This window comes from Ruegeria sp. E1, assembly GCF_056534225.1.
Genome location: NZ_JBQFPE010000004.1, coordinates 129237 through 150663, shown reverse-complemented (window position 1 = coordinate 150663; position 21427 = coordinate 129237). Strand labels below are relative to the sequence as shown.

The window sequence follows — 21427 nt, the reverse complement described above, 5'->3', positions numbered from 1 at the left end:
TTATTCCGGCTTTTTGAATGAGCGGCGCAACTGCGCCGCTTTTTCGCGCATAACGCAGCCTTCGGCGTGGTCATTGACCAATCCCATCGCCTGCATAAAGGCAAAAACGGTGGTCGGGCCGACAAATTTCCAGCCGCGCTTTTTCAGCTCTTTTGACAGGGCGATGGATTCGGCTGAGGTGGACGCGGTCTGAGGTTCGGGCGGCGACTGTGTCTCATAGCGCCAGACAAAAGCAGCCAGTGAACCTTCGGCCTCGACCAGTTCCTGCATCCGACGAGCGTTGTTGATCACGGCTTCGATTTTACCGCGATGGCGGATGATGCCTGCGTCTTGCAACAATCTTGCAATGTCATCATCGTCAAACTCTGCAACCAGATTGTAGTCAAACCCGCAGAACGCCCTTCGAAAATTCTCGCGCTTGGACAGGATCGTGCGCCAGCTTAGGCCGGACTGAAAACTCTCAAGGCAGATTTTTTCGAACAGACGCTGATCTTCGGCGACGGGGTAGCCCCATTCGTTGTCATGATACTCAAAAAACTCGGGCGCGGCCTGACACCACGCGCAACGGTTCCGGCCATCTGGACCTACAACGGTTTCGCTCATCAATGTACCCTTTTTGTTCCCGTCAAGTTAACCTTGCCGAGATGCGTTGGGCAAGGGTTCATTCAGGATTGCGATACCAGTCTAGGATGAACACACGTATGGCCGAAGCAAGACCCGTTTCAGGATCACGCGCAACGTCAATTTCGGCAGCCAAGACATTGATTGGAAGGTTTTTTTGCTTGGCAATGTCGCGAAAGGCCTGCCAAAATTCATCCTCAAGTGACACAGAGGTTCGATGCCCTTTGAGGGTCAGAGACCGTTTGACCGGCCGACCGCTCATTCATCCAACTCGTGATTGTCGAGGTCGCGGCGCTGTCGGTCCTGCTGTAGCTTGATCACCTCTTTCTCGGCCTTGCCGCGTCCGAATTTCACCGCGTTTTCATCAGCACGGGCCTTTTTCACAGCCCGTGCTTTTTCCTTTCGGTACCGGTTCAGATTGACCGGCTTGCTCATTTGTCCTTGGGGCCGATCATGTGCTCGGGCCGAACCACTGCGTCAAATGTCGCCTCATCGACAAAGCCAAGCGCGATGGCCTCTTCCTTGAGCGTCGTGCCGTTCTTGTGTGCGGTCTTGGCGACTGCAGTGGCGTTATCGTAGCCGATGGTCGGGGCCAGTGCCGTGACCAGCATCAGCGATTCCTTCATCAGCTTGTCGATGCGCGGCTCATTGGCCTTGATGCCCAGCAACATCCGCTCGGTAAAGCTATCGGCGGCGTCGCCCAGCAACTGGATCGACTGCAGCAGGTTGTAGGACATCATCGGGTTATAGACGTTCAGCTGGAAATGGCCCTGCGACCCGGCAAACTTGATTGCCGCGTCGTTACCCATCACATGGGCAGCAACCTGCGTCAGTGCTTCGGCCTGTGTCGGATTGACCTTGCCGGGCATGATCGACGAGCCGGGTTCATTCTCAGGCAAAATCAGCTCACCCAGACCCGAGCGAGGACCAGAACCAAGGAAGCGAATGTCATTCGCAATCTTGTAGCAAGAACCGGCAATGGTCGCCAAAGCACCCGACAGGAAAACCATTGCATCATGCGCAGCCAGAGCTTCGAATTTGTTGGGCGCGGTGACAAAGGGCAGGCCGGTGATTTCGGCCATGTTCGCCGCAACGGCCTTGTCCCAGCCGTGATGGGTGTTCAGACCGGTTCCAACGGCTGTGCCTCCCTGCGCCAGTTCATAAATCCCGGGCATCGAAGTATGAACGCGCGCAATGCCCTGTCGGATTTGATGGGCATATCCGCCGAACTCTTGCTCCAGCGTCAGCGGCGTGGCGTCCTGCGTATGGGTGCGGCCGATTTTGATGATCCCAGCAAACTCTTGCGCCTTCTGTTCCAGTGCCGAGGCCAGTTTTTCCAAGCCGGGCAGCAACACGTCACGAACGCTCATCGCGGTTGCGATATGCATGGCGGTTGGAAAAGTGTCGTTTGAGGATTGGCCCATATTGCAGTGATCATTGGGGTGAACAGGGTCTTTCGAACCAATCTCGCCGCCAAGTATCTCAATCGCGCGGTTTGCGATGACCTCGTTCGAGTTCATGTTAGATTGCGTGCCCGAGCCTGTCTGCCAAACGACCAGCGGGAAATTGTCATCAAACTTGCCTTCGATCACCTCTCCCGCGGCCTGAATGATCGCGTCGGCGATTTTGTCGTCTAGCTTGCCGATGGCCTTGTTCTCCATCGCGCAGGCTTTCTTGATCACGCCCAGCGCACGCACGATTGCGACGGGCTGTTTTTCCCACCCGATGGGAAAGTTCATGATCGAGCGCTGCGTCTGCGCGCCCCAGTATTTGTCAGCGGGGACTTCGAGCGGGCCAAAACTGTCGGTTTCGGTGCGGGTAGAAGACATCAGTCACTCCGTATGGTATGCGGTTGTATGCCGTGTAGCCGCGGCTGCGCTATAACGCAATCGGCCAGTTGCGCGCACCATAAACTCTGACCCTTCAAAGGTATAGACGCCGGACGGTGCCAATTAATTCGCGTTAGCGAAAACAGTGCCATTGTGCCTGATCGGGCTAGGGTTAAGATAGACAGACAAAGCGACGGAGTCCTTCATGCACGCCCAACCCCTTAGCCGCCCTTTGCATATCATCGCGTCCGCGCTGGCTGTGTGTGCCTTGCTGCTGATTTGCACAGGGTCTTCGCAGGCTGCGGATATTACCCCGTTTATAGGGGACTACACTGGATCAGCTGAAGTTGTCGATGCCGATGGCACCGCAACCCCCAGGGATATGAGCGTTTCGATTCACGAGACACGGCAGGGGTTCAACGTCAGTTGGTCAACCACCACCTACAAGGCGGATGGCCGCATTAAGGACGAAAAGTATTCGGTCGACTTTCAACCATCAGCCCGGTCGCATGTTTTCTCAGCAGCCATGAAACGAAATGTTTTTGGCCATGAAGTACCTTTGGATCCGATGGCTGGTGAACCGTTTGTCTGGGGGCGGATCGAAGGCGACACCCTGACTGTCTTTTCTTTGTTCATTGACGAACATGGCGGTTATGAGCTGCAGCAGTTTGACCGCACTCTGGCCGAGGGTGGGCTGAACCTTTCGTTTTCCCGCTTCCGCAATGGTGAAAAATCGCGGTCCGTCGAAACTTTCCTGAAAAAAGACTAAACCCCGCGATTGGCGGGGCTTGGGTCGTTATTTGCGGAAACTGTCCAATGACACAATGTCGGCGTCATGGTGGACTTCTTCTTCCGGCTCTACTTCAATCGACTCTTCGGACGCAAAGTCGGTCTCATCCTCGTCTTCGGGGCTTTCAAAGCGCAAACCGAACTCGACCGAGGGGTCCACGAAGGTTTTGATCGCCATATAGGGAATATACAGCGGCTCGGGCGCATCGCCGAAATTCAGGGTGATAGAGAACCCCTGATCGCCAACCTCAAGATTTTCGAACCAATGCTGCATGACGATGGTCATTTCATCCGGATAGCGCTCGCGCAGCCAGTCAGCGATTTCAACACCGTCCTGCCGTGTGTCGAACGTGATGAAGAAATGATGTGCACCGGGCAGGCCGGATTCGGCGACATCCGTCAGGACGGTCTTGATCAGACCGCGCATCGCCGTGTGCATCAGGTTCCCGTAGTCGATGTCTTGCGACATGTTTAGTCCTCGAAAGTGGTTGCCCTCAGCATAAGGGATTTGAACGGAAACGAAAGGCTGCGATGCGGCTGATTGATTACAAAATCTGCAGCACGATCCCCGCCAAACTCATCGTGATCAAGGTCAACGCTAAACCGAATTTAAAACGGAATATCAACAGGCTTGCCGCAAAAGTCAGCATCAACGCCTTAAAATCAAGCGTGTGCAGAACGGGCAGGGGCAATGATACCGGCCCTGCCGAGACTCTATCCACCGTGCCAAACAGGACGTTCATGCCAAACCACACGGACAGGTTGAGAATCACGCCCACCACCGAGGCCGTGATTCCCTTCATTGCTGCGGCCAATCTTGGGCGCGCGGCGATTTTGTCCAGGTAAGGGCCGGCAAGGAATATCCAAAGGAAACACGGCACAAAGGTTGCCCAAAGTGCGACGATACCAGCTGCAATCGCCATTCCTGTGCCCGAGGCCTGCTGCGCGGTCAGCATGGCGACGAATTGCGTCACAAGAATCAACGGGCCCGGCGTTGTCTCAGCCAAACCCAGCGCGTCGATCATCTGGTCTGTGCTGATCCATTGATAGGTATCGACAACGGTCTGAGACATATAGGCAAGAACCGCGTAGGCACCTCCAAATGTCACGACAGCGAGGCGTGCAAAAAACCAGCCCAGATCTGCCAACAGCGTCGGACCGGTCAGACTGAGGAGGATCAGCGGAGCCAGCCAAAGCGCTAGCCAGAGCCCCGCAGTACGCACAGGTCGGGCAAGCGCGGGTGAGGGCGGGGCAGGCGTACCCCCGTGATGCTTAGCCGTGACGTAGCCCCAGGTTGCCGCCGCGAGGATGATCAGGGGAAACGGCAGGTTGAACACGAAAATCGCCAGAAAGCCAAGGGCGGCGATCACGCGATAATGACCATCAGTCAACGCCTTTCGCGATAGTTTGTGCAGGGCCTGAAGGACGATGACGATCACCGTTGCCTTGATCCCCAAAAACCCTGCCTGCACCAGTGGCAGATCGCCGTACGATGCGTAGAGGCCAACCAGAACCGCTATAACCACCGCACCGGGCAACACGAACAGACCGCCTGCGATCAGCCCTCCGGCAACGCCTTTCAGACGCCAGCCCGCATAGGTTGCCAATTGCATGGCTTCGGGGCCGGGCAACAACATGCAAAGGGAAAGCGCCCTCAGATAGGTTTGTTCATCCAGCCATGGCCTACGCTCGACCAATTCCTGATGCATCAGGGAAATCTGGGCAGCTGGACCGCCAAAGGACAGAAAACCGATGCGGCCAAACACGCGGAACAGCTCTGAAATAGTCGGTGTCATGCGCCGTGACCTGTCGGCCAGTCATGGCTTTCATCGAACCCGTCGCGAGCCCAGCGATAAAGCGCGTCGTAAAGGTGCAAGCCCGCCTCAAGCTGTTGATGGTCGTCTTTGAACTGCCGCGATAACCCAACCGAGATCGCCAGCAGACCCGCAGCCTCAGGCGCGGTTTCGTGCCTGTTTGTATCCGCGGCGCGGATGATGGCGGCCATACGATCCAGCGGAGTAGAGTGAATGTCGAACTCATCCAGCATTGTATCGAACGTGCAGGCATCACCCCGATGGCTCCAGAACGCATTTTCGATGTCAAAGGCGGTCGCTCCGAATTTTTCGACAACGCCCTGAACCTCGGACGGTGATACAAACAGAAACCGCGCATTGGGGTCGACAAAGCGGCGGATGAGCCAAGGGCAGGCGATGCGGTCGATTTTCGGGCGATGCCGTGTCACCCAAAGGGTTGCCCCATCAACGAATTCAGGCAGTGCGCGCGCCTTCACAAGCTGAGCCTCGCGCATCTCGCGCCATGCGAATTGCCCGCCCTCAAGATATTCAGCCATGTGGCTTTCGCTGCGTAGCCACGAGACGACGCCCTGACTTAGTTTCTTGCCTTTCTGACAAATGATCACGCAAGGCCGGGGTCCGATCAGTGATTTCAAACCCGCAATGTCCTCGTGTGGGTGGCGGACTGAACCGGGGATGAGCCGGGGATCATCTGTAAAGTCCGGGTCAGTACGGATGTCGATCAGAACGGGCCCCGAAGGCGTACCGATAAGCCTTGAGAGTTGTCGGGGTGTGATAGCGTTGGGCGCAGCCATGGCATGTCTCCTTGCATCGTTCGGATACATGCGAAACTTGGGCTGTCGCCTCACGGGGCGTTCGCAAGCTTACCCCATAAGGATTTGCTAACGCGGAACTACGGCGCGGGTCAAGTTGGCTTCGATTGGCTAGGTCCAATCAAGTCTCTGTCCGGTCATGCATACCGGAAGCGTATCCTGCGGAAACTGACCCAGCTGTTCAAATAGTGAAATAAAGTCGAACTGATTATAAGCCTCGACCATCTTATCGCCTTTGAATCGTGCCATGACCTGACCTGTCACTTCCAACGGCGCGCCATTGTCACCGCGAAAGGTGCGGACATGCAGGATGGCAGACACCCAGTCGCCGACTTCCACGATCTTTGGTAGCTCGACCTTTATCTCACCCAGAATGTGCCGGAAAGCGCCGACAAGATCTCGAAAGTCATCCGCACCAACCTGCATTTCGGGAATAAGCCCTTCAGCCATCGTGTCCGGCGCGAAATATTGGTCGATGGCGGCTACATTTCCATTTTCCCAAACTTCGGAATACCACGCGCGAAGCAATTCTGAGTTCTTCATTCCTGTTCTCCTGTCGCTTAGGCGCAGGATGCGGAACATTGATGAACAAACTCTGAATATGCACTTAAATAGCGGTGAAATGCAGACATAAAGAGAGAATGCAGGTTTCTGTTGCCAGGTACCTGCGAACCCCGCCTTACGCGGCTAGGCGCAAGGGCTTAAGTTTCGGTCTTGCTACTGCTTACGCAGCAACTGCAACCGGAGCACGATTGTCGTTTGCAATTGTACTGTTTTCGCCGATAACGGTGGCAGACAGCCGAGACAAAGCTAACCCCTTTAGACGTTCGTCGATCCTGTTTCGGCCCCAAAATCCTCAAACGAAGGATGGTTGGTGGAGCCGCCGGGTACCGCCCCCGGGTCCGATCCGCTTATTACGAGCGCGTTTATGTCCATAGTCCCGAAGGACAGTGTTTATATAGGTTAGGCAATGGCTGTTTGCAATTCCTGAATGCCGGATCAGGAGTTGTTTTCAACCAATGCTTTATGCGGTTCTGTTCAAGTTGGCTGCAATCAGCCACACGGCCAGAACAAGCTCGATTCCACCAAAAATCAGTGCCTTGGTCAGCGGCGGATTGTCCAGCACCACCGAGACGAACCGTCCCAATGCGGCACCGGCATAGACAACACCCAGCATCGCATAGGCCAGGGGATTGTTCAGCCAGATGACGGCAAGCCCGGTTACGACGAACAGACCGCCCACCGAGGCGCGCATCTCGCTAAGCCCCATATTGCTGTTCGTTGGGGCCAGATCCAGCGCATTGGCGGTGTAAGCGGGGGCCAGGAACCCGAACAGGCCGAACCCTACGGTCAAGAGCGCTGCAATGATGTTGAGTGCTGAGGTCATTCGGTTATCCTGGTGTTTGCGATCCTTATTCGAATCTAATCCAAGAGGTTGGGATGAAAAGCATTTCATGCCTTGAGTGCGGCATAGTGGCCAGATCAGGCGGGTCTGCTTCGGCGTTTGGCCACGTCTCTGGCCAATTGTCGTGTATATGCTTCCAACTCGGCAAGCGTCGCGTCCACAATATTCTCATCACGCGCTTCGAGTGCATCGGCGATTTTGCTATGCAGACCAATGATCACTTCGCGTGATCGGGCGGTGAAAGTGATCATGTTCATCAGCGGTTGCATGGCCTCAACGGCACCGGCCAGTTGGTAGGACAGTACCGGGTTACCTGCGCCGTCAACCAGTGCTCGGTGAAAGGCCACGTCCGAGGCGCAGAACGCCTCATCCGTCAGTCCCGGCTGAGCCTGTCGAAAGATTTCGGCCCGCATGGTTGCCAGTTGATCGGCGGTGCGTCGTTCTGCCGACAGCGCAGCGCAGGCGCGCTCCAGCGCGAAACGTGCCTCGCACGCCGTATCGAAACTGACCGCGTTCATTGACAGCAACAGGGTCGAGGTCGTGATCTGCTGCGAATAGGCGTCCTTGAAGTTCAATCGATTGACAAAAGCGCCGCCGCTTGCCCCGCGCTGGGTGCGGATCAATGATTGTGCTGCCAATCGTTTAAGCGCTTCGCGGACTGTCGGGCGTGAGACCTGAAACTGGTCAGCAAGTTCGGATTCTGATGGCAGGCGTTCATCGACAATCAACCGACCCGAGACAATCGCATCGCGAATGGCCTCGGCGATCTGGGCCGACAGGTCGGCTGGTTTCTGGGGGTCGATTTTCATGTTCGCGAGCCTGGAAGTCAGTTTTTATTTGTCTGACATTTAAAAGTCTGACATTTGAAAAGCAAGGACTGAGTCGGGAGGAGCGCATGAGTCGCGCAGTTCTACGCAACGGATTATGGCTTGGCTTCTACGCCGCGATCCTGTGGGCATGGTGGGTCATGTTCTCTATGAGCCGCGACATGGACCTCGACTGGATCGGCAGGCCCGGACCGATGGGACAGGCCATGGCGGCGATGGATCCGCGCATGGATATGTACATGCCGATGGCCGAGTTCGGACCGTTGTTCTGGATGTGGGCAATTATGATGGCGGCAATGATGTTGCCGACTCTGATCCCGACATTGCGCAGCTATGACGACCTGATCCGCAGTGCAAATGGAACCCGTGCTGGTTGGATCGGCGTTCTAACCGGGTATTTTCTAGTCTGGGTCGGCTTTGCAGCGCTGATTGCCGGTTTGCAACTGGCGCTGCTGTTCGGCGGGGCGGTCGATATGCTTGGTATTGCGAAATCGCCGTATCTGGCCAGTGGCCTGCTGATCGCGGTAGGGGCGTTTCAATTCACCCGCGTGAAAGAGGTGTGTCATGGCGTCTGCCATGCTCCGATGACCTATTTTCTGGGTCATTGGAAAACCGGCTATTCCGGCGGCGTTCGTATGGGTCTTGGACTTGGCGCATTCTGTGTCGGTTGCTGCTGGGGGTTCATGGCGCTGGGGTTTGTCGGCGGCGTCATGAGCTTGCTTTGGATGGGTTTGGCAACCTTGTTCATGGTTCTGGAAAAGCTCCCTCAGATCGGTCACGCGGTGACACGACCGATGGGATTTGCATTAATCGCGGGCGGGATAATCTTGCTCGGGCATCACATTGTCTACGGAGGATAACCCTATGGCTAAAAATAGAAAACCCGAGGCAGACAGATTGCCGATCAGCCAGCGGATCGACAGCCGGATGCCAAACCCAAAACGGCGCGAGATGAGCCCGACAGACTGGGCCGTCAAAGGGGAACTGATCCTTAACTGTTCGTGCGACGTGTTCTGCCCGTGCGTCGTGTCGCTTGGTGCTCATCCCCCAACCGAGGGTCATTGCCACGCCTGGATGGGTGTCATCATCGACGAGGGTCATTATGAAGGCGAAGATCTTTCGGGGCTGAACGTTGGCCTGCTGGTCGACATTCCGGGTCGAATGGGCGAGGGGCAGTGGAAGGTTGCGGCCTATGTTGATGAGCGCGCCAGCGGCAAGGCCTATAACGGGCTTCTTCAGATTTTCAGCGGTCAGGCAGGAGGAACGACGGGCTTGTTCACCATGCTGGTAAGCGAAATCATTGGAGCCGAACGCGCTCCGGTTCAGATCGAACGGGATGGAACCAAGCGCCGGATCATGATCGGCCGCAAGATTCAGGGCGAGATCGAGATGCTGGCAGGGAAAGACCCTGAACATCCCGTGATGGTATCGAACTCAAAATATTGGATGGGCCCCGACATTATCGTCGCCCGAGGCACCAAGTCCAAAGTTCGCGACTATGGTCGGGTTTGGGATTTCGGTGGCAAATCAGCCGAGATTTGCCCGATCGACTGGCACGGACCAAAGTGATGATCATAGGTGGTGCCACAAAGATAATGCTGCCCCAAAGCAGTATCGAAAACAGTCAGTTGGCTGGTTTTCTTGAAGGGCATCATATGGTGTTCCGGCACCACTCGTGTGTAACGGTTCAATTGCTGCAGGAGACTTGAATGCCCCAGATTTCGTTGTCCCGAAGGTTGCGGCGAACCCCGTTTTCGGACGGAGTCGAGGCTGCTGGCGTCAAGGCATACACTGTTTATAACCGCATGTTGTTGCCGACCGTTTTTGAGAGCGTCGAGGCGGATTATCGGCATCTCAAAGAGCATGTTCAGGTCTGGGACGTATCTTGTGAACGACAGGTCGAACTGCGCGGCCCGGATGCCGCGCGTCTGATGCAGATGCTGACCCCCCGCGACCTGCGCGGTATGCTGCCGGGCCAGTGCTACTATGTACCCATTGTGGATGAAACCGGAGGGATGCTGAACGATCCTGTGGCGGTCAAGCTGTCCGAAGACAGATGGTGGGTATCTATTGCCGATAGCGATTTGCTGTTATGGATCAAAGGGTTGGCAAACGGGTACCGGTTGGATGTCTTAGTGGATGAGCCGGATGTGTCGCCTCTGGCGGTACAGGGCCCCAAGTCAGAAACGCTTATGGCCCGTGTGTTCGGAGACCGGGTGCGCGATATCCGGTTCTTCAAATTCGATATGTTCCAGTTCCAGGGACACGATTTGGCGGTCGCACGTTCGGGGTATTCGAAACAGGGCGGTTTCGAGATTTATGTCGAAGGCAGCGAATTGGGTATGCCCTTGTGGAACGCATTGTTTGAGGCCGGGGTCGATCTGAATGTACGGGCGGGTTGCCCGAACCTGATTGAACGGATTGAAGGCGGGTTGTTGTCATTTGGCAACGACATGACCGACGACAATACGCCCCATGAATGCGGGTTGGGCAAGTTCTGTAATACGCATACCGCAATCGGCTGTGTCGGGCGCGATGCCTTGTTGCGAGTCGCCAAGGAAGGTCCTGTTCAGCAGATTCGCCCTATCGCCATTGACGGTGATCCGGTTCCCGCCTGCGACCGGCCTTGGCCGGTCTATTCGGAAGGCAACCGCGTCGGGCAGGTGACATCGGCAGTCTGGTCGCCCGATTTCTGTACTAATGTCTCAATCGGGATGCTGCGGCTAAGCCATTGGGATGCAGGAACTGTGTTGGAGGTTGAAACGCCAGGCGGGACGCGCAGTGCGACGGTGCAGGCGGCGTTCTGGGTTTGAAGGTGGGGCCTGGGGGCTCTGCCTCCGTCGCTGCGCGACTCCCCCGGGATATTTTTGGACAGATGAAGAGCGGATTTGGTCGCTCGAAATGGAAAGGATGATTGGATGTTTAATGCGTTGTTGATGGTCAGAGACGAAGAAAGCGGTTTGGCCAGCCCTGAGATCAGGCAGATATCCGACAGCGATTTGCCGAACGGAGAGGTCACAGTCGCGGTCGAATATTCGACCGTAAACTACAAGGACGGTTTGTGCATATCGCCCAAAGGGGGCGGGTTGGTGCGCAACTATCCGCACGTTCCGGGTGTCGATTACGCAGGAACGGTCGAAGCTTCGTCTGACGCACGTTATAAACCCGGCGACAAAGTTGTTCTGACCGGCTGGCGCGTCGGAGAAGCGCATTGGGGCGGCTATTCGCAAAAGGCAAATGCGCTGGCGGACTGGCTGGTTCCGCTGCCTGACGGATTGACCACGCAGCAGGCCATGGCTGTTGGCACCGCCGGTTTCACGGCGATGCTGGCGGTTATGGCGCTGGAGGATCGAGGGATGGTTCCCGGCCACGGTCCGGTTTTGGTGACGGGGGCCGCGGGCGGCGTTGGTTCGGTAGCGACAGCCATTCTGGCCAATTTGGGGTACGAGGTCGCCGCGGTAACTGGGCGACCAGAAACCGAAGACTACCTGAAATCCCTTGGGGCAACGACGATTGTGCCCCGCGAAGAACTGAACGAAACCACTAAGCGCCCGCTGGAAAGCGAGACCTGGGCAGGGTGCGTCGACGCAGTAGGTGGCGCGATGCTGGCGCGGGTATTAGGGCAGATGAAATATGGCGCATCTGTCGCAGCAGTTGGCTTGGCTGGGGGCGCCGGATTGCCTGCATCTGTCATTCCGTTTCTGCTGCGGGGTGTAAACCTTTTGGGGATCGACAGTGTAATGCAGCCCTATGACAACCGGGTCCGCGCCTGGCAACGGGTGGCGACAGATTTGCCGATGGACAAGCTTGAGGCGATGATTCAGCCCGCAACCTTGCACGATCTGCCAAAACTCGGGGCAGACATTCTGCAAGGTCAGGTCAAGGGCCGGGTTGTTGTTGATGTAAACGCCTGAGACTGCGCAGATTGGCGGTCGGGCAGGACCTGACCGCCGGTCGAAAGCCCGCGACGGGAAAAAAGAGACCTAAGGCTCTGGCATTCGCCACAATTCGCAATCATGATTGCTATACAACCCATTTCCGATGGCTTATGACCCACCGGAACAGCACTTGAAGACGGGGAGTGAGCAGCATGTCTGACGATTTCGAACTGGACACCGACGATCTGAAACGCCGCATGGACGGCGCGATGGCCAATCTCAGAACCGAATTTGCGTCGTTGCGAACAGGTCGGGCGTCGGCTTCTATGTTAGAGCCGGTGATGGTGGATGCCTATGGCTCGATGACACCGATCAACCAGGTTGGCACCGTAAACGTACCCGAGCCGCGAATGGTGACGGTAAATGTTTGGGACAAATCGCTGGTCGGCAAAGTGGAGAAGGCGATTCGCGAGAGCGGGCTGGGGATTAACCCTCAGCTTAATGGCACGATCATCATGCTACCTATCCCTGAACTGAACGAAGAACGCCGCCGCGAATTGGGTAAAGTTGCCGGTCAGTACGCTGAAAGTGCCCGTGTTTCGATCCGAAATGTACGCCGGGACGGGATGGACCAGATCAAGAAGGGCAAGGCGGATGGCCTATCCGAAGACGATCAGAAACTGTGGGAGGCCGAAGTTCAGGACCTGACCGACGCGATGATCAAATCGGTAGACGAGGCGCTTGAAACCAAGCAAGCCGAGATCATGCAGGTCTGAGGACGTCTGATGCCCAAAGATCCCCATAGCGAGGTTACGCACGGCCCGAACCATGTCGCGATCATCATGGATGGCAATGGTCGCTGGGCGCAGGCGCGTGGGCGGCCTCGGTTGTTCGGCCATCATGCCGGTGCACGTAAAGTGCGCGAAGTGGTCGAGGCTTGTCCGAGGCTGGGGATCAAGTACCTGACGATTTTTGCGTTTTCGACCGAGAATTGGAAACGCACACAGGTCGAGGTGGCCGGATTGATGAGCCTGTTCAAGCGCTATATTGTCAAGGAAACCAAGACGTTGAAGGCCAATGGCATTCGGGTTCGGTTCATTGGCGACCGGGTGCGGTTGGACAAAAAGCTGACCGAGTTGATGGATACTCTGGAACAGGAAACCGAAGACAACGATCTGGTACACCTGACCGTGGCCCTGAACTATGGCGGCCGGGATGAGGTTGCGCGGGCCACAAAACGGCTTGCCCGTGATGTGGCCGAGGGGCGCTTGCATCCCGATGACGTGGATGAGGAAACGCTGCCGAAATACCTCGATACTCGTGTCTTGCCTGACCCGGACCTGGTCATTCGAACCAGTGGTGAAGCACGGATTTCGAACTTTCTTTTGTGGCAATCCGCCTATTCCGAATACGAATTCATCGATACGCTCTGGCCTGATTTTACGGCGGCGGAACTGGAGCGTCTGTGCCGCAATTTTGGTGCCCGCGACCGGCGTTTTGGGGCGGTTCCGGCATGAGCGATGGCCGATGGTCTGACCTGACCGCTCGGGTTTTTTCAGCAGCGGTTCTTGTAGTATTGGGCGCGGTCGAGGTCTGGCTGGGTGGACTGTGGTTCGAGGCATTCGTTGCCGCTGCGTGCGCCATCATGACATGGGAACTTGTGCGGATGGTCGACCCGCAGCGCAGCGGGGTTGCGTTGCAGCTGGCCATTCTGACAGGTGTCGCCGTCGTGGTCAGCTATCACTTGCCGCCGCTTTACAAACTACCGTTCCTTTTAGCCCCCGCTTTGGTCGGGGCCGGTCAGATCACCCGGAACCGAGGCCTTTATGTCTGGTTCGTGATCTGGATCGCTGCAGCGGGCCTTGGATTTATCACCATTCGCGAAAACATGGGCTTTGCGTGGATGGTTTGGCTGATCGCAGTCGTCGTGGCCACCGATGTCGCGGGGTATTTTGTCGGTAAATCCATCGGCGGGCCCAAGTTCTGGCCCCGGATCAGCCCCAAGAAAACATGGTCAGGCACTGCCGGTGGGTGGGCCGCCGCCGCTGTAGTTGGTGCGATTTTTGCGTCCTATGTCGGATACGGGGTTCCGTTGGTATTGTTGTCGGTGCTGACTTCAATGGCCAGCCAATTGGGTGACATCGTCGAAAGCGCCACCAAGCGCAAGATGGGTGTAAAGGACAGCTCGGCCCTGATCCCCGGGCATGGTGGCTTTCTTGATCGGTTCGACGGGATGATGGGCGCGGCCTTGTTTGTTCTGATCGCAGGGCTGTTTTTCGCACCCGGAGAGATGTGATGCGTAAGATCTCGGTCTTTGGCGCCACAGGGTCCATTGGACAAAACACAATCGATCTGATCGCACGGGACCCATCTGCATATGACGTTGTGGCACTTACCGGGGGTGCAAACATCGCGCAGTTGGCAAGTGATGCCCGCAAGGTTGGCGCCCAGCTTGCCGTCACCGCGTACGAGGACTGTCTGGAAGACCTGCGCGACGCTCTGTCTAGCAGCGGGATCGAAGTTGCGGCGGGTAAGGCGGCTCTGGTCGAGGCGGCGACGCGGCCTGCCGACTGGGTCATGTCGGCCATTGTCGGTTCAGCAGGGCTTGCGCCGGGGCTCGAAGCGTTGAAACAGGGGGCGACGCTGGCGCTGGCCAACAAGGAAACGCTGGTTTGTGCCGGGCCTTTGGTGCTTGAAACCTCACGAGCGCATAATGCGCAGCTGTTGCCGGTAGACAGTGAACATTCGGCAGTTTTTCAGGCTTTGGTCGGCGAGGACATGGCCGCGGTCGAGCGGATTGTTATCACAGCCAGCGGCGGCGCATTTCGCGACTGGCCGCTACAGGATCTGGCCCGAGCAACGGTCGAACAGGCTTCAAGCCATCCGAACTGGAACATGGGGCAACGGATCACAATCGATAGTGCCTCGATGTTCAACAAAGCTTTGGAACTCATAGAAACAAAAGAGTATTTTGGTGTTGCCCCAGAGCGTATCGAAGTTCTCGTACATCCTGAATCCGTTGTTCATGCGTTGGTCGGGTTCAACGATGGTGCCCTAATGGCGCATCTTGGTGCCCCCGATATGCGGCACGCGATTGGCTATGCGCTGCACTGGCCCGAACGCTGCGATTTACCCGTGCAGCGGCTGGATCTGGCGGCGCTTGGACAATTACGTTTTACCACCCCGGATGAGGCGCGCTATCCCGCGCTGCGACTGGCGCGCGAGGTGATGGAGCGGGGCGGGCTTTCGGGGGCTATTTTCAACGCTGCAAAGGAGCGGGCGCTGGACTTGTTCATCCAGCGCAGGATCGGTTTTCTGGACATGGCCGATATCGTTTCAACGGTTCTTGAACGGTTTGAAGGCACTGATGGCCTTATTGATGCCGCTTTGACCCTTGATAACGTCCAGCAAACGGACCATCTGGCACGTCACTGGGTCGATGAAGTCGTACTGAAACGAGCAGGATAGGTTTTTTGGATATTTTCTCTCTGATCCCACAGTTTGGTGGTCTGCTTTATACCGTGGCCGCATTTGTTGTGGCGCTTTCGGCAATTGTCGCAGTTCATGAATATGGTCATTACATCGTGGGTCGCTTGTCCGGCATTCATGCCGAGGTGTTTTCGATCGGGTTCGGCCCCGTCTTATGGAGCCGTGTCGACAAGTGGGGCACCAAATGGCAAATCGCGCTGTTGCCTTTCGGCGGGTATGTCAAATTCCTTGGCGATGCCAACGCGGCGTCCGGCAAGGACGAAGACGCGATGAATGAAATATCCGAACAGAGCCCGGAAGAGTTGCGTCGCACCATGCATGGGGCACCTCTATGGGCGAGGGCCGCGACGGTGGCTGCCGGGCCCATCTTCAACTTTGTCATGTCAATTCTCGTGTTTGGCCTGATCTTCTGGTCCCAGGGCGTTACCCGAGAGCCTTTGACCGTTGGAGCATTGAACCCGCTGCCCGGGACCGTTCAGGGATTGCAGGATGGTGATGAGATTGTCGCCATCGCGGGCATTCCGACCCCGGACATTGACGACCAACGTACCTGGTCCGAATTCACAGACGCACTGCCGATCGAACCGGTTCTTGACTACACCGTCATCCGTGATGGCCAGACGCTTGATGTTGCAGCGCCTTGGCTGTTTCCACCATTGATCCAGCAGGTCGCTCCGCGCAGTGCTGCGATGGATATTCAGTTGCAGGCGGGCGACGTCATCACCTCGGTGGATGGAGAGCCGATATTTGCCTTTGAACAACTCAAGGAAAAGGTCGAAGGATCAAACGGTCGCGCGCTGTTGTTGAACGTTTGGCGTGATGGCGCGGATCTGGAATTCGCGCTTGCACCGAGGCGGACGGACGAGCCCCAGGCTGACGGTGGCTTTGTTACCCATTGGCGCATCGGGATTGTCGGCGGGATGATGTTGGAACCGGCGACGGTGCCCGCAGGTATCTGGGATTCGTTCACCGGTGGCATCAATCAGACCATCCGCATCATTGATGGCTCACTATCGGGCATGTGGCATATGATCACCGGCGCGATCAGTACCTGCAATATTTCCGGCCCCATCGGCATTGCGGAAACTTCCGGAGCAATGGCAAGCCAAGGTGCACAAAGCTTTGTATTTTTCATCGCAGTGCTGTCTACCGCAGTGGGCCTACTAAACCTGTTCCCAATCCCTGCGCTGGATGGTGGGCATCTGGTGTTCTATGCCTATGAGGCGGTTGCCGGAAAACCTCCCAGTGACAAGGCTCTGCGCGTACTGATGGGGATTGGTGTGACCTTGATCCTGTCGCTTATGGTATTTGCGCTCAGCAATGATCTGTTCTGCTGAATAAGGCAGGGCTGGCACGCCAAGGACGCAAAATCGCCTTATTTCAGGTCTATCATCTTAGGTGAATTCCAAAGATGGACACGCCTGAGATGACCAAAACGCTGCGCAAATCCTATCAGAGTTTCAGCACCCTGTTCGTACTGAACTGGGATACCATGCTTAGCTTTGGGCTTACGGCGCTGGCGCTGGCGCTTGGCGCATATCTGGTTGGTTTGTGATTCTTCCCAACAGCCTTGAGTTTATATCTGGCGGCCCACGTGGCCGCTTTGATGTTTTGGGCTTTTGACATCATCCTCCAATCCCGCTACTCAGCAGCTAAAGTCTGAAAAATCTGGGTAGTGAAAAAATGACTTACAGCAGGGGCACGGGCACATTCTGCGGCTCTGATCGGCGGCAAGCCAATATTTTGTGGCAGGCACTAACGTTCTTTTTTCTCTTTGCAACATTTGGTTTTGTGACGGCACCTCAGGTTGCGCAGGCGCAATCCTACACGATCAACGCGTTCGAAGTTGAGGGTAATCGCCGTATCGAAACATCGACCATCATCGCGCGGACGGGAATCGAACCGGGGCAAACGGTAACCGCTGGTCAGTTGAACGACAGCTTCCAACGTTTGCTTGACAGTGGTGTTTTTGAAACAGTCGAGCTGACACCGCGCGGCAATACCCTTGTCATCTCTGTTGAAGAATACCCGACGATCAACCAGATCAGCATCGAAGGAAACCGTCGCGTCAAGGATGATCTGCTGCTCGAAGCGATCTCATCCCAGCCTCGGCGGGTGTTCACGCCCCAGGTCGCGGAAACGGATGCGGATTTGATCGCAGACATCTATTCAGCGCAAGGCCGTGTCGCGGCGACCGTTATCCCGCGCATCATCCGCCGCAGCGACAATCGCGTCGATCTGGTGTTCGAAGTGGCCGAGGGATCGGTGATCGAGATTGAGCGCGTCAGCTTCGTCGGCAACCGCGCCTATTCGGACCGACGCCTGCGCCGAGTCCTTGAGACCAAGCAAGCCAACATCCTTCGGACCTTCTTGCGAGGCGATACTTTCATCGCCGACCGTATTGAGTTCGACAAGCAGGTGATCCGAGATTTTTACCTGTCGCGTGGTTATGTCGATTTTCGTGTAAATAGCGCCAATGTGGAATTCACCCGGGAAAGGGATGCGTTCTTTCTGGTGATGAACATCACCGAGGGACAGAAGTTCTCGTTCGGCAATATTTCGACCGTAAGCGAAATCCCGGGTGTCAATGCGGCCGAGTATCAGGCGGCCCTAAAGATCAAGCCCGGCGTAACCTACTCACCGTCGCTGGTGGAAAACTCGATCGCGCGATTGGAGCGGTTGGGTGTCCGGCAGGGTGTCGATTTTCTTCGGGTTGAGCCGCGCGTGACGCGAAATGACCGCGATCTGACGCTGGATGTTCAGTTCGTCCTGACCCGCGGCCCCCGCATCTTTGTCGAACGTATCGATATCGAAGGCAACACAACAACGCTGGACCGAGTGATCCGTCGCCAGTTCGATACTGTCGAAGGTGACCCGTTCAACCCGCGCGAAATTCGTCAAAGCGCCGAGCGCATTCGCGCCCTCGGGTTCTTTGCCGTGGCCGATGTCGAGCCACGCGAAGGATCGACGCCCAGTCAGGTCATCGTCGATGTGGATGTTGAAGAACAGCCCACAGGCTCGCTGAACATCGGCGGTAGCTACTCGATCTCGGATGGTTTCGGGGTCGCGATCGGGCTGAGCGAAAGCAACTTTCTGGGTCGGGGTCAGACCCTTGGCCTGTCGCTGTCAACCGCTCAGGATTCCGAGCGGTACACCATCAACTTTACCGAACCCTATCTGCTGGGCCGCCGGTTGCAGTTCGATGTGGGCCTTGGCTTGACCACTACAAACTCGAGCTTTGCCAGCTATGACACCAAAACAGTGTTCTTTAATCCACAGCTGAGCTATCGCATTGGCGAACTGTCGTCGTTGCGCCTGCGCTACGGTTGGGATCGCAGCGAAATGACGCAGCAGAACAACGATGTGAACGGTGCGGTGATTGCCTCGGAAATCGATCAGGGTAAGCGGACGTCAAGCTCGCTTGGGGTGTCATACATCTACGACAGCCGGATCGGAGGTCTGAACCCCAACGCAGGTGTCCTGTTCGAGATTGGCGTCGATGCCGCTGGGCTTGGTGGTGATAACGAGTTCATCAAAACCACCGCGCGCGCCATCGCCCAGCAACGGGTTTGGAACGAAGAAGTTGTTTTGCGCGCGACATTCGAGGCAGGATCGCTCAACTGGACGGGTGATGATTTCAGCCGCACAATTGACCGCTTTGTTCTGGGGCCCAGCACCTTCCGTGGATTTGAACCCGCCGGTCTTGGCCCACGCGACCTGTCCAACGGCCAGAACGACGCGATCGGTGGCAACCTGTACTGGGTTGCAAAGTTCGAATCCGACTTCCCGCTGGGTCTGCCGGAAGAGTTCGGCCTACGTGGCGGCGTGTTCTATGACGTTGGCAACCTCTACAACATCGATAATGTGAATACCGCCGGTGCTGACATTGTGGGTGCCGGAGGTTCGATCCGCCACGTGTTGGGTGTTTCAGTTCTGTGGACCACGCCGTTCGGGCCGCTTCGTTTCAATTTCTCGAAAGCGCTCAAGAAAGAAGATTTCGACCGAGAGCAGAACTTTGACCTGACCATTCAGGCCCGGTTCTGATCCCCTATGGGTGAACGGTTCAAGACTTTGAAACAGGGCCCTTTGTGGGCCCTGTGTGCTTTTCTGGTTCTTTGCGGCGCTTTTCCTGCGGTGGCGCAGCAATTGGGGCTGCCACAGGCAAACATCCTGACCATTTCCAGCGACAGGTTGTTTTCCGAATCCCGATTTGGGCAACGCATTTTTCGTGAGATCGAGGCGGAAAGCACGCTTCTGGCTCAGGAAAATGAGCGCATCGTCGAAGAACTGAGCAATGAAGAAAGAGAACTGACCGAGAAACGGGCCGAGCTTACTGCCGAAGAGTTCCGCCCTTTGGCGGATGCGTTTGATGAAAAGGTGCAATCCCACCGCGAAAGCCAACGCGCCAAACTGGACGCTTTGGCTCGGCGTAGTGAAGAGGCTCAGGCCATATTTACCAAAATGGCCGAACCGGTTCTGATTGATCTACTTCGGGCGTCCGGTGCGTCGATGATCCTCGAGCGGTCCAACGTATTTCTCAGCTCGGACGCGTTGGATATTACCGATGCCGCGATTGCCAGGATCAACGCCGCAATTGGTGACGGGCGTGATCTGCAGGACAAGGGCGGCGACTAGGTTGGCTTGCCCTTGAGAGGCTGTATTGCTAACCACGCCTATAAGAAACATCTGACACAGGACTTCTGACACATGACCACGGAAACCAAGAGTGCCGACATTCAGCTGATTCAGCGGATATTGCCGCATCGCTACCCGTTTCTTCTGGTCGATAAAGTGGTGGATATCACTGGTTATCAATCGGCGGTTGGCATCAAGAATGTCACCATGAATGAGCCTCATTTCCAGGGCCATTTCCCGGGCACGCCGATCATGCCCGGTGTAACCATTGTCGAGGCGATGGCACAGACCGCCGGCGTTATGCTGGGTGTCGGCATGGATGTCATCGACAGTGAGTTGCTGATCTACTTCATGAACATCGACAAGTGCAAATTCCGCCGCAAGGTTGTTCCAGGCGACGTTCTGGAAATGCATGTCGAAACTGTTCGGGGGAAAAAGGGCGGCAAGATTTTCAAATTCAGTGGTCGTGCCACCGTTGATGGAGAGGTTGCCGCCGAAGCCGAGTTTTCGGCCTATGTCGATTGGGACATGGAAAAAACAACATGAGCGACATTCACCCCAGCGCAATTATCGAAGACGGGGCGCAGATCGGAGCGGAATGCAAAATCGGTCCGTTCTGTTATGTCGGACCAAAGGTACGTCTTGCCGATCGGGTAGAGCTGAAATCTCATGTCGTTGTGACCGGTGAAACTTCGATTGACGAAGACAGCGTCGTGTTCAATTTCTCGGTCATTGGTGAGATCCCACAAGACCTGAAATTCGGCGGCGAGAACACTCGGCTTGAGATTGGTAAGCGCAACCGTATTCGTGAGCATGTGACCATCAACACCGGAACCGATGGCGGCGGTGGCGTGACCCGGATCGGGGACGATTGCTTGCTGATGGCTGGCGTTCACGTGGCTCATGATGTGCAGATTGGAAACCGTGTCATCATGGTCAACCATGCTGGTGCTGCGGGTCATTGCATCGTCGAAGACGACGCCATCATTGGCGGTATTTCGGGTCTACATCAATTCGTGCGCGTTGGTCGTGGCGCGATTATCGGCGCGCTGACCATGGTGCCAAAGGATGTCATTCCCTATGGGCTGGTGCAGGCTCCGCGCGGTGAGCTGGACGGGTTGAACCTCGTAGGGCTAAAGCGCCGCGGCGTGTCCCGCGAGGATATCTCGGCCCTGCGGGCTGCGTTCCGGGAATTGTCTGAGGGAGATGGCACATTCATGGATCGCGCCAAACGTCTGGAAAACGACAACAGCGACTATGTGCGCGAAATCATGGAATTTGTCACGGGCAGGTCAGACCGGTCTTTCCTGACACCGGGGAACTGAAGA

Annotated in this window: 25 protein-coding genes and 1 other RNA gene; 15 read left to right on the top strand and 11 right to left on the bottom strand. The window is 56.3% G+C overall.

Translation table 11 applies throughout. From position 1 onward, the window contains the following. Genes ACR0FG_RS06280 through fumC form a run of 4 tightly spaced genes read right to left on the bottom strand, consistent with a single transcriptional unit; the run spans position 1 to position 2450 of the window. Entirely contained in the window at positions 1-603 is a 603-nt protein-coding gene (locus ACR0FG_RS06280) for a DNA-3-methyladenine glycosylase I (RefSeq protein ID WP_480891185.1), read from the bottom strand. Positions 604-661: 58 nt separating this feature from the next. Further along, positions 662-883 carry a ribbon-helix-helix domain-containing protein gene (locus tag ACR0FG_RS06275; protein ID WP_480891182.1) on the bottom strand — a complete coding sequence of 74 codons (222 nt, stop codon included), beginning with the start codon at positions 881-883 and terminating at the stop codon, positions 662-664. Then, entirely contained in the window at positions 880-1056 is a 177-nt protein-coding gene (locus ACR0FG_RS06270) for a DUF4169 family protein (protein WP_170711449.1), read from the bottom strand. Before ACR0FG_RS06270 ends, ACR0FG_RS06275 begins: the two co-directional genes overlap by 4 nt. Further along, the gene (fumC, locus tag ACR0FG_RS06265; protein WP_480891180.1) at positions 1053-2450 is read right to left on the bottom strand and encodes a class II fumarate hydratase; all 1398 of its coding nucleotides are present in this window, start codon (positions 2448-2450) and stop codon (positions 1053-1055) included. The genes ACR0FG_RS06270 and fumC overlap by 4 nt, the downstream gene beginning before the upstream one ends. 205 nt (positions 2451-2655) lie before the next feature. On the opposite strand from fumC, the gene ACR0FG_RS06260 reads away from it, so the two are divergent. Further along, complete coding sequence (locus ACR0FG_RS06260; RefSeq protein ID WP_480891178.1) at positions 2656-3219, top strand: hypothetical protein; 564 nt, start codon at positions 2656-2658, stop codon at positions 3217-3219. A gap of 27 nt (positions 3220-3246) precedes the next feature. Here the strand turns inward: ACR0FG_RS06260 and ACR0FG_RS06255 are convergent, their stop codons facing one another. From ACR0FG_RS06255 to ACR0FG_RS06225, 7 genes are all read right to left on the bottom strand, one after another. Further along, entirely contained in the window at positions 3247-3708 is a 462-nt protein-coding gene (locus tag ACR0FG_RS06255) for a ClpXP protease specificity-enhancing factor SspB (protein WP_170711452.1), read from the bottom strand. A 76-nt stretch (positions 3709-3784) separates the two neighbouring features. Next, the gene (gene chrA, locus ACR0FG_RS06250) at positions 3785-5035 is read right to left on the bottom strand and encodes a chromate efflux transporter (RefSeq protein WP_480891176.1); all 1251 of its coding nucleotides are present in this window, start codon (positions 5033-5035) and stop codon (positions 3785-3787) included. Beyond that, complete coding sequence (locus ACR0FG_RS06245) at positions 5032-5847, bottom strand: chromate resistance protein ChrB domain-containing protein (RefSeq protein WP_480891175.1); 816 nt, start codon at positions 5845-5847, stop codon at positions 5032-5034. The genes chrA and ACR0FG_RS06245 overlap by 4 nt, the downstream gene beginning before the upstream one ends. Positions 5848-5976: 129 nt before the next feature. After that, a complete protein-coding gene (locus ACR0FG_RS06240) occupies positions 5977-6408 on the bottom strand; it encodes an ester cyclase (protein WP_170711455.1) in 432 nt (143 codons plus the stop codon). 97 nt (positions 6409-6505) lie between these two features. Next, positions 6506-6853, bottom strand: a transfer-messenger RNA (tmRNA) gene (ssrA, locus tag ACR0FG_RS06235). A 36-nt stretch (positions 6854-6889) separates the two neighbouring features. After that, entirely contained in the window at positions 6890-7252 is a 363-nt protein-coding gene (locus ACR0FG_RS06230; protein ID WP_480891171.1) for a DUF4345 family protein, read from the bottom strand. Between the two features lie 95 nt (positions 7253-7347). Further along, a complete protein-coding gene (locus tag ACR0FG_RS06225) occupies positions 7348-8079 on the bottom strand; it encodes a FadR/GntR family transcriptional regulator (RefSeq protein WP_480891168.1) in 732 nt (243 codons plus the stop codon). Positions 8080-8165: 86 nt separating this feature from the next. Here ACR0FG_RS06225 and ACR0FG_RS06220 point away from each other — a divergent pair, with 86 nt between their 5' ends. The 14 genes from ACR0FG_RS06220 to lpxA all read left to right on the top strand — a co-directional run bounded on the left by ACR0FG_RS06220 (position 8166) and on the right by lpxA (position 21424). After that, positions 8166-8957, top strand: coding sequence for a DUF2182 domain-containing protein (locus ACR0FG_RS06220; RefSeq protein ID WP_480891167.1), 792 nt, complete (start codon positions 8166-8168; stop codon positions 8955-8957). 4 nt (positions 8958-8961) lie between these two features. Continuing rightward, entirely contained in the window at positions 8962-9666 is a 705-nt protein-coding gene (locus ACR0FG_RS06215) for a DUF1326 domain-containing protein (protein WP_480891164.1), read from the top strand. Between the two features lie 140 nt (positions 9667-9806). Next, positions 9807-10910, top strand: coding sequence for a dimethylsulfoniopropionate demethylase (locus tag ACR0FG_RS06210; RefSeq protein ID WP_170711460.1), 1104 nt, complete (start codon positions 9807-9809; stop codon positions 10908-10910). A gap of 105 nt (positions 10911-11015) precedes the next feature. Further along, on the top strand, positions 11016-12011 hold the full coding sequence (gene acuI, locus ACR0FG_RS06205; protein ID WP_480891160.1) for an acryloyl-CoA reductase: 996 nt from the start codon (positions 11016-11018) through the stop codon (positions 12009-12011). A 176-nt stretch (positions 12012-12187) separates the two neighbouring features. Further along, positions 12188-12751, top strand: a complete 564-nt coding sequence (frr, locus tag ACR0FG_RS06200) for a ribosome recycling factor (protein WP_170711462.1) — start codon at positions 12188-12190, stop codon at positions 12749-12751. Positions 12752-12760: 9 nt separating this feature from the next. Continuing rightward, positions 12761-13492, top strand: coding sequence for an isoprenyl transferase (locus ACR0FG_RS06195; protein WP_480891158.1), 732 nt, complete (start codon positions 12761-12763; stop codon positions 13490-13492). Next, a complete protein-coding gene (locus ACR0FG_RS06190; RefSeq protein ID WP_170711464.1) occupies positions 13489-14271 on the top strand; it encodes a phosphatidate cytidylyltransferase in 783 nt (260 codons plus the stop codon). The genes ACR0FG_RS06195 and ACR0FG_RS06190 overlap by 4 nt, the downstream gene beginning before the upstream one ends. Then, positions 14271-15443, top strand: coding sequence for a 1-deoxy-D-xylulose-5-phosphate reductoisomerase (gene dxr, locus ACR0FG_RS06185; RefSeq protein WP_480891156.1), 1173 nt, complete (start codon positions 14271-14273; stop codon positions 15441-15443). Before ACR0FG_RS06190 ends, dxr begins: the two co-directional genes overlap by 1 nt. Before the next feature lie 5 nt (positions 15444-15448). Continuing rightward, a complete protein-coding gene (gene rseP / locus ACR0FG_RS06180; RefSeq protein WP_480891155.1) occupies positions 15449-16801 on the top strand; it encodes an RIP metalloprotease RseP in 1353 nt (450 codons plus the stop codon). Between the two features lie 74 nt (positions 16802-16875). After that, positions 16876-17019, top strand: a complete 144-nt coding sequence (locus ACR0FG_RS06175) for a hypothetical protein (protein WP_480891152.1) — start codon at positions 16876-16878, stop codon at positions 17017-17019. A 128-nt stretch (positions 17020-17147) separates the two neighbouring features. Then, complete coding sequence (bamA, locus tag ACR0FG_RS06170) at positions 17148-19508, top strand: outer membrane protein assembly factor BamA (RefSeq protein WP_480891149.1); 2361 nt, start codon at positions 17148-17150, stop codon at positions 19506-19508. Positions 19509-19514: 6 nt separating this feature from the next. Further along, positions 19515-20099 (top strand): OmpH/Skp family outer membrane protein, encoded by a 585-nt coding sequence (locus ACR0FG_RS06165; protein WP_480891146.1) that lies wholly within the window; start codon positions 19515-19517, stop codon positions 20097-20099. A gap of 72 nt (positions 20100-20171) precedes the next feature. Next, positions 20172-20645 (top strand): 3-hydroxyacyl-ACP dehydratase FabZ, encoded by a 474-nt coding sequence (gene fabZ, locus ACR0FG_RS06160; protein WP_480891144.1) that lies wholly within the window; start codon positions 20172-20174, stop codon positions 20643-20645. Next, a complete protein-coding gene (gene lpxA, locus ACR0FG_RS06155; RefSeq protein ID WP_480891141.1) occupies positions 20642-21424 on the top strand; it encodes an acyl-ACP--UDP-N-acetylglucosamine O-acyltransferase in 783 nt (260 codons plus the stop codon). Before fabZ ends, lpxA begins: the two co-directional genes overlap by 4 nt. Positions 21425-21427 lie beyond the last annotated feature (3 nt).